Here is an 8,250-nt window from a genome sequence, read left to right on the forward strand (position 1 = left end):
CGAAGAAGGGTGATCGCTACATTCGCAAGCTGTTGGTCGTCGGGATGACGTCTCGGGCCGTAATGGCGAAAAGATCACCCGAGAAGGTTGACCTGTGGACAGCAAAGATCATCGCAGACAAACCCTTCCGGCTCGCAACGACTGCCATGGCAAACAAAGCAGCAAGGATCATCTGGGCCATGCTCACCAAGAAACAGGAATACCGGCAGCCAGCGTTCTAACCGCGCGAGTTGCCCACGAGATGCAAGACGTTGAAGTGATGATGCGGAATTAAGTCAACCAAGAGCAAGGACACTCCGGGAATGGCAGCGGCCCTTTGAGGTCGATAAGCCGAATGGAACCTCGCTCGCGGAACTCATCAGGGCCAGCGGAACACCACCGCACAAACAGGCCAGACAGACCTCAGGACTAGCAAAAACGACCGCAGATATCGACAGAAAACACTTGCAATGCAGGAGCCACCCACAGAGGCCGCTCGGCAAGGTGACCGGCGCTGCAGTGCAGCTTCACCAGACCGGATGGTGTGGATAGCTCCTGCTCCAATCGGCGCCGTAATGCGCCATACTGCAGTTGTTATCTACTGCTTATGAGAGGAGCTACCCAATGCAGGTTACAACAGTCGGCCTCGATTTGGCCAAGAATATCTTTCAGGTTCACGGAGTGGCTGAGAATGGCGAAGTTGTTTTCAACCAAGCTTTGCGACGCGCACAGTTGCTTGCATTCTTTGAGAAACTCCCACCCTGTCTGGTTGGCATGGAGGCTTGCGGTTCCAGTCATTATTGGGCCCGGCAGCTGAGCAAGTTGGGTCATGATGTGCGTCTGATCCCAGCCATGTATGTGAAGCCCTATGAACCGCGCCGGGTTTGCCGGAGGCTGATTTGTCTTAGTTACGCGGCCATGTCTGATCTTTCCAGAGCTGCATAGAAGTTTGCCTCTGCTTCGGCTGGCGGGATATTCCCGGTGGGCTCCAGCAGACGGCGATTGTTGAACCAATCGACCCACTCCAGGGTGGCATATTCGACGGCTTCAAAGCTGCGCCATGGGCCACGGCGGTGAATGACCTCGGCTTTGAACAGGCCGTTGATCGTTTCGGCCAAGGCGTTGTCATATGAATCCCCGACGCTGCCGACAGAAGGCGCAATTTTGGCTTCTGCAAGCCGTTCGGTGTATTTGATCGACAAATATTGCGATCCGCGATCCGAGTGATGGACCAGTTGGTCTTGCGCTGGTCTACGTTGATGAATGGCCTGTTCCAAAGCATCCAGAACAAAGCCGGCATTGGCTGTGCGGCTTGCGCGCCAACCAACGATCCGCCGCGCGAACACATCGATTACGAAGGCGACGTAGACAAACCCCTGCCATGTGGCGACATATGTGAAGTCGCTGACCCAAAGGACGTTCGGCGCGGGAGCATGGAACTGCCGGTTCACACGATCCAGCGGACAGGGTAGCGCCTTGTCAGGTATCGTCGTTCTTGGTTTCTTGCCGCGAATGACGCCTTCGATGCCAATGTCCTTCATCAAACGTGCGACGGTGCAGCGTGCGATGTCGAAGCCTTCCCTGCGCATCTGGTGCCAAACTTTGCGAACGCCATAGACCTTCAGGTTCTCCTCAAAGACGCGTTCGATCTCAGGCTTGAGTTGCTCATCACGTTTGGCGCGATCCGACAGGTGCGAAGGATCAGCTTGCTTGGCCTTGTTGTCGTAGAAAGTCGCTGGGGCAATCGGCAGAACCCTGCAAATCGGCTCGACCCCATGTTCAGCGCGGTGATCATCAATGAAGCGGATCATTTCTTGAACGGGCGGTCGAGCTCCGCCTGAGCAAAATATGCGGACGCTTTGCGAAGTATCTCGTTGGCCTGTTTCAACTCGCGGTTCTCGCGTTCCAGCGTCTTCATCTTCTCAGTCATCTCAGTCGTGACACCGCCGCGCTGGCCAGTGTCGATCTCGACCTTCTTCACCCATTCATTCAGCGTTTGCGGCGCACAGCCGATCTTCGCAGAAATCGACAGGATCGCAGACCAGCGACTGTCATGCTGCCCTTCGCCATTCAAAACCATCCGCACGGCACGTTCGCGCACTTCAGGTGTATATTTGTTGGTTGTCTTGTTCATGATGCTCCATCCTACTCATGAGTTGGAGCCTCCGGCAAACCCGGCGCGGTTCACTGCTGCATTCTTACCACGTTCTGCGTGACCTGCGTCGCGACACGCCGTTCTTCCGCCGCAATGAGGATGTCATCGTAAGTTCAGTTAACCTTGGGGTCTTCATCTTCTTCATGAGTACCCTCGTTTTCGTGCTCAGGGCTGATCATAACCCAGACATCGTCGGCTATGTAGATGCGCTTTACTTCACTGTGTCCGCACTGACGACGACTGGCTTTGGCGATATCGTGTTGACTGGCACCGTAGGACGGTTCTTGGCAGTGGTCATCATGGTCGCTGGCGTCGCATTGTTCTTGCGCCTTGCTCAGACTGTTTTCTGGCCCAGCAAGCTGCGTTACAAGTGTCCGGAGTGCGGCCTCAACAGGCATGAAACTGACGCGGTCCACTGCAAGCATTGTGGCCATCTGCTCAAGATCGAAACGGGAGGTGCCTCCTGAGTTCGATCTATGGTCCGCTGAGGCGCGGTGGACGCATTGACCAGCGATTGTGCAGTTCAGGCAAAAGTGGGGACGCGGATGTCGACTATTCCCCATCCCTCGTTAGAGGTCGTTCGCGACTTTGGAACCGCTCGGAACGCTCTATGAGATCGGTCAGGCGGGCCGCAGCGCGGATCGTCAAAGGATGAGGGGCCGCATCACTCCGGGGTTCGATGATACGCGCCATGTCGCGCGCGAGGTCCAACTGCGGGCCAGATGCGGCTGCTAACAAGGCGATCACAAGGTTTTCCAGAGCAATTACCCGGACATGTAGGAGGCCGATCTGGGTATCACCGATTGGGGGCATTTCCGTTTCATCGCGCCCGGATGCAAAATCGGTTGCGCGACCGCATTGGCCCGAACCTCCCTCATTGGCCCATCTGGCCAGCGCTCGGTCACGCTGTTGGGCGTCGCCGATAGTCTGCAGATCTTGATCGGACATATGTCCCCCTGATGAATGGCGAGTGCTGACAACCTGATTACGTCTGGACCGTGGATCTCATTCTCCGACTTCAACGACGATCTTGCCAACGGCATGCCCCTTAGCAAGCTGCGCGTAGGCGGCATCAACCTCATCCATTGAAAAGGTGCTGTCGGTGACGGTCTTGACGATGCCTTTGCTCAGCAAGGTACCAAGTTCCGCCAGCATCGCACCATCGGGCTCCATCCAAAGCGTTTCAAAACGCACGCCATGTTTTTTGGCAAGGCCAGCACTATCCTGACCTTTGATCGAAATCATGGTGCCGCCCTTTTTGAGCACTTTGAACGACCGGTCCAACGTGTCACCACCAATCATGTCAAAAACCAGATCGTAGTCAGAGATTTCGTCCTCGAACTGCTGCGCAGTGTAGTCGATTACCTTGTCCGCTCCGAGCGTCTTGACCACTTCGATGTTCTTTGTGCTGACCGTTGTGGCGACATAAGCACCAACATGTTTGGCGATCTGGATTGCGAAGGTGCCGACACCGCCCGAACCTGCATGGATAAGGACCTTGTCGCCTTTCTTGAGGTGTCCCTTGGTCAAAAGAGCCTGCCATGCTGTCAACCCAGCCAAAGGAACGCAGGCGGCCTGCGCATAGCTGAGGTTTGCAGGTTTGAGCGCCAGTTCGCTTTCCTTGACGTGTGCAAGCTCTGCAATCGCGCCAGCGTCTTCCTGATTGGGGCGGGCGAAAACCGCGTCGCCCACTTTGACGTTGGCGACATCCTTGCCGATTTCGACAACCTCTCCGGCTACGTCAAAACCCATGACATGCGGGAAGCTGAGCGGCATAGCCTCTTTCATGGCACCTGAGCGCAGAATGTTGTCGATCGGGTTCAGGCTGGCGGCGTGGACTTTGATCAAGACGGAATCGGCCTTCAGGACTGGTTTGTCGATCTCGGTGATCTCAATGGCGGCGTTGTAGTCCGATATGGTTGCGGCTTTCATATTGGTATCTCCTTAGAGGATTGCTGGCGTGCGCGAGGAAGGCGGCGGGTCGCTAGGCTGAAAAATGCGCGGGCCTTACGGTTGAATGCGGTGCGGTGCCCCGTGGAGACAAACCGTGCCTATCTGATCGCTCACGTATAAGCGCCTGCAGAATAGGTGAGTTCATAGCTGTGGCTGTAGATCTCGAAAACGATGCCAAATGGGTCCTCAACATAGACCATCCGATAGGGCTTCTTGTCAGGGAAATACTCCCTCACGGGCATGCGTTGTTTACCGCCAGCGGCCAGGATTTTTGCGAGCAGACCCTCAACATCAGGATCCTGAATAGCAAAGTGAAACATGCCGTGTTGGCGAAAGGAGAGGTTATCCTCGGGCACGCTATTGCCATCAAATTCAAAAAACTCAAAACCAATCCGGTCGGCGGTCGCCAGATGGGCAATGCGCAGGTGGTTCCATCCTGCTCCGAAAACATCCGTGCACATTTGTCCAATGTCGCTATTGTCTTCAGAAACCTCGGTGGGCTCCATGATCGTATAGAAGCCGAGCACCTCGGTGTAGAACTTCACAGCGGCGTCAAGGTCGGGAACGGACAGTCCGATATGCGAGAAAGCGCGCGGCGAAGTCATGCTGCGTTCAACGTGCCGCGTTGCAGCAACATGCCGTACACGCCACCCAAGACTGCCCCGAATACAACGTGGAGCAAGAGCGTCATTACCGGCGCCATAATGCCGAAGGTCATTCCGAACAGGCCGGCACCCGCCATTGGCATCACGATGATCATCATGCCAAACCAAGCTGCCACGCCAAAGCCGATACCTTTGACGACTGCATTATCGCCGGGGATCATATCGTAAAGCAGTGCAAATCCACCGCCCCACGCAATCGTGCCGATCATGAAATGCACAATCCAGCCAACCATGACGGACGCGCCCATCATCATGCCGATCATTGCGGCGATATCCAGTTCGGGCATCAGGCCCATGAGTCCTTTGATAACCATCATCGCTGACAGGACGACGGTCGCAATAAATCCGGCGATAAGGCCGGCAAAAATATTTTGCATTCTGGTTCTCCTTCTTCTGGGGCCCTGGCCCAGTTGTTGTTTCCCAATGTGAGTTTGGGGCGCGGCGTCTCGATCCGGTTGCGTTCCTGATACGGGATCACCATCCGCGTCTGCGACGCCTATGGTCAGGCTTCGCCGCAGCTGAACCACTCCTAGGGCAATTTCAACATCAGGGGACTGACCGAGGTTAGGCCACGACCAGCCCTTTTCTGATCAGATGGAAACACGGTGGTACGATCCGGAGGGCCGCAAGGCACCTTCGCAGGTTCCACCGTCATGCATCAGGGCGCTGCGGTCTCATAACCGGTGCGGCAATAAAACCTAGAGTTCCTTCTCTTCGAAATGAGGCGGGCCGAGACCGGAAGGTAGTACATCAATGTCGACACGGGATTTCACCCCATCAAGGCGCGGATTTATGGCATCTGGCCTAGCCGGAACGGCACTTGTGTCGCTGGTGCAACCGGTCTTTGGCCAAACTGATCTTCCTGATCTTGCCGACTATGTTCCTGAATTTTTCTCAGGGGGAGAATGGGTGTTCGTCATTGCCGCAACATCACGGCTTATCCCTTCGGAAGGCGAGGGGCCAGGTGCCGAGGAAGCACGAGTCCCGGTATTTATAGACCGCCAGCTTGCCGATGATTTTGGCACGGCTGCCGACTGGTACATGGATGGTCCGCACGACCCGGGGGCGGATCCTCTTTTGGGCTTTCAATCGTCGCTGTCGCCTGCTCAGATCTATCGCGATGGCATCAATGCGTTCGACGATTGGTGCCGCGAGACCAAGGGCGCCGCTTTTGCCGAACTTGACCCCGTGGCGCAGGACGAGGCACTGACTGCCCTCGATCGCGGTGAAGTCAACCTGCCTGATCCCTTGCGCGATTTCTTCGATCTTCTGCTTCAAAACACGAAGGAAGGCTATTTCAGCGACCCGCGCTATGGCGGCAATCACGGCATGGCGGCATGGGTGCATATCGGCTTTCCGGGCGCGCGCGCCAGTTTTCTGGAATGGAACGATCCCGCAATGGACAACGTCGCATACCCGCTCGGCCCTGTGTCGATCGCAGGCGAGAGGACCTGAACGATGGCACGCACAGACCCAAAAAAAGACGTCGTTATCATCGGACTTGGATGGACCGGATCGATGGCAGGTATCGAGCTGGCGAAGGAAGGCCTTGAAATTCTTGCACTTGAGCGGGGCGCGGACCGGGACACCGTGCCCGACTTTCAATACCCCAACGTGGCGGACGAATTGCGCTACGGCGTGCGGTACGGCTTTATGCAAAAGCCCGTCAATTCGACCCTGACCCTACGGCATGGGACACAAGACACCGCACTGCCAATGCGGCATTTGGGATCGTTCCTGCCGGGCGACGGGGTAGGGGGTGCGGGCGTTCATTGGAATGGCAATACCTGGCGTCCGTTGGCCGAGGAATTGCGGTTGAAGTCCTACGTTACCGAGACATTCGGGACTGGTATCATCCCAGATGGCATGACGATTCAGGACTGGGGCGTGACCTACGAAGAGCTGGAGCCCTATTTCGACCGCTTTGAATACATGCTGGGCATTTCCGGTCAGGCGGGGAATATCAACGGTGAGATCGTGCCCGGCGGCAACCCGTTTGAGGCCCCTCGTGCACGTGATTTCCCGATGCCGCCCCTTCAGATGCAGCTTGGCCCGCGCATGTTCCGCGATCAGGCTGAGGCGATGGGGTTACATCCGTTTCCAATGCCCGCTGCAAATGCCAGCGAGACCTATGTGAATGAATATGGCATGCAGCTTGGTCCCTGCAACTATTGCGGCTTCTGCGAGCGTTACGGTTGCCTCAACTATTCCAAGTCCTCGCCGCAGACTTGCATCATGGACGCGCTGAAGCGCTATGAAAATTTCAGCTACCGCACCCATTGCGAGGTTTTAAAGGTCGAGTTGGCCGAGGATGGCAAGACGGCGACTGGCGTGAACTATTTTGATGAGGCAGCGCAGGAAGAGGTCTTTCAACCCGCCGACATCGTCATCATGGCGGCCTATTCGCTGCACAATACCCACCTGTGCCTGCTGTCTGGCATCGGTCAGCCCTACGATGCGGCGTCCGGGACAGGCGTGACGGGCCGCAACTATTCCTATCAAATGACCGGCGGCACCACGGCGTTTTTTGAGGACGTAGAGTTTAATCCGTTCATTGGCTCTGGTTCCACTGGATATGTGATCGACGATTATGCGATCAACCAGATCGATTTTGCCGCCGAAGGGTTTGTTGGCGGCGGTTACATCCATGCCTCGCAGCACAACGGTCAGCCGATCCGCAACCTGCCTTTGCCCGCAGGTGTGCCTGCATGGGGGGCGGGATGGAAGCAAGGCGCAAAAGATTGGTATGGTCACGCAATGGGAGTGGGCTTGCACGGCTCCAACATGGCGTATCGTGATTGCTACCTTGATCTTGATCCCACCTATACCGACCGTCACGGCAGGCCGCTGCTGCGGATGACGTTCGACTGGCAGGACAACGATACCGTCCTGTCGCAGTTCATGAAATCCAAGATCGAGCCGGTGGTCGAGGCCATGAACCCCACATCATTCCAGTCGTCTTACAAGGACACGGGCGCGCGATACGACATCCGCCCCTACCAATCGACGCATAATGTCGGCGGCACCGCGATGGGGGCTGACCCTGCAACGTCGGTCCTCAACCGCTATCAGCAAAGCTGGGATGTGCATAACGTCTTTGCTCTGGGTGCAGGGTCGTTTCCGCAGAATCTGCAATACAACCCGACGGGTGCGCTTGGGGGTCTGGCCTATTGGACACTCGATGCGATCCGCCGCGACTATCTGCGCAATCCGGGACCGTTGGTATGACGTTTATGGGCAAAGTCCTGCGCGGTGTTGGCGCATTGATCGTGGTGGGTGTTGTTGCCCTCCTCGCCATCATTTTCGTCCCTGTGCAGCGCACGCCCGCGCAGGTGCAGCTGGCCGCGGACGACATCGTCGTTTCCGGTTCGGGCGAATACGTGATGCGGCTGGCCGATTGCGCGGCGTGCCACACCGCCAAGGACGGCGAGCCTTTTGCGGGCGGCTATCCGATCGAAAGCCCATTTGGCACGATCTATTCTTCCAACATCACGCCCG

Annotated in this window: 8 protein-coding genes, 3 pseudogenes and 1 other annotated feature; of the genes and pseudogenes, 6 read left to right on the forward strand and 5 right to left on the reverse strand. The window is 56.6% G+C overall.

What is annotated here, in order from left to right; all coding sequences use genetic code 11:
• Together R6T97_RS12045 and R6T97_RS12050 are read left to right on the forward strand one after the other, a co-directional pair.
• Positions 1-221 (forward strand): annotated as a pseudogene (locus tag R6T97_RS12045) (IS110 family transposase); the annotation flags it as partial.
• Positions 222-603: 382 nt separating this feature from the next.
• A pseudogene (locus R6T97_RS12050) lies at positions 604-858 on the forward strand (IS110 family transposase); the annotation flags it as partial.
• A gap of 29 nt (positions 859-887) precedes the next feature.
• Here the strand turns inward: R6T97_RS12050 and R6T97_RS12055 are convergent.
• A protein-coding gene (locus R6T97_RS12055; RefSeq protein WP_410349536.1) for an IS3 family transposase occupies positions 888-2,113 on the reverse strand; the annotation gives its coding sequence in 2 pieces (ribosomal slippage) (positions 888-1,825 and positions 1,825-2,113; 1,227 coding nt in all).
• Positions 1,716-1,832 (reverse strand) — a sequence feature (AL1L pseudoknot). Its footprint overlaps the gene before it by 117 nt.
• A gap of 17 nt (positions 2,114-2,130) precedes the next feature.
• Between R6T97_RS12055 and R6T97_RS12060 the strand changes: the two genes are divergently transcribed.
• Positions 2,131-2,601, forward strand: a complete 471-nt coding sequence (locus R6T97_RS12060; protein WP_410349537.1) for a potassium channel family protein — start codon at positions 2,131-2,133, stop codon at positions 2,599-2,601.
• 85 nt (positions 2,602-2,686) lie between these two features.
• On the opposite strand, the gene R6T97_RS12065 is transcribed toward R6T97_RS12060, so the two are convergent.
• The 4 genes from R6T97_RS12065 to R6T97_RS12080 all read right to left on the reverse strand — a co-directional run bounded on the left by R6T97_RS12065 (position 2,687) and on the right by R6T97_RS12080 (position 5,129).
• Entirely contained in the window at positions 2,687-3,082 is a 396-nt protein-coding gene (locus R6T97_RS12065) for a hypothetical protein (protein ID WP_410349538.1), read from the reverse strand.
• 57 nt (positions 3,083-3,139) lie between these two features.
• Positions 3,140-4,066: an NADP-dependent oxidoreductase gene (locus R6T97_RS12070; RefSeq protein WP_410349539.1), complete on the reverse strand. Its 927-nt coding sequence runs from the start codon at positions 4,064-4,066 to the stop codon at positions 3,140-3,142.
• A 131-nt stretch (positions 4,067-4,197) separates the two neighbouring features.
• Positions 4,198-4,692 (reverse strand): lactoylglutathione lyase family protein, encoded by a 495-nt coding sequence (locus R6T97_RS12075; protein WP_410349540.1) that lies wholly within the window; start codon positions 4,690-4,692, stop codon positions 4,198-4,200.
• Entirely contained in the window at positions 4,689-5,129 is a 441-nt protein-coding gene (locus R6T97_RS12080) for a DUF6789 family protein (protein WP_410349541.1), read from the reverse strand. Before R6T97_RS12080 ends, R6T97_RS12075 begins: the two co-directional genes overlap by 4 nt.
• A 415-nt stretch (positions 5,130-5,544) precedes the next feature.
• Between R6T97_RS12080 and R6T97_RS12085 the strand changes: the two genes are divergently transcribed.
• The 3 genes and pseudogenes from R6T97_RS12085 to R6T97_RS12095 form a co-directional block, all read left to right on the forward strand.
• Positions 5,545-6,207 carry a gluconate 2-dehydrogenase subunit 3 family protein gene (locus tag R6T97_RS12085; protein ID WP_410349542.1) on the forward strand — a complete coding sequence of 221 codons (663 nt, stop codon included), beginning with the start codon at positions 5,545-5,547 and terminating at the stop codon, positions 6,205-6,207.
• Positions 6,208-6,210: 3 nt separating this feature from the next.
• Positions 6,211-7,980, forward strand: coding sequence for a GMC family oxidoreductase (locus tag R6T97_RS12090; protein ID WP_410349543.1), 1,770 nt, complete (start codon positions 6,211-6,213; stop codon positions 7,978-7,980).
• Between the two features lie 5 nt (positions 7,981-7,985).
• Positions 7,986-8,250 (forward strand): annotated as a pseudogene (locus R6T97_RS12095) (cytochrome c); the annotation flags it as partial.

It is taken from the genome of Yoonia sp. (assembly GCF_046498525.1).
Lineage (GTDB): Bacteria > Pseudomonadota > Alphaproteobacteria > Rhodobacterales > Rhodobacteraceae > Yoonia.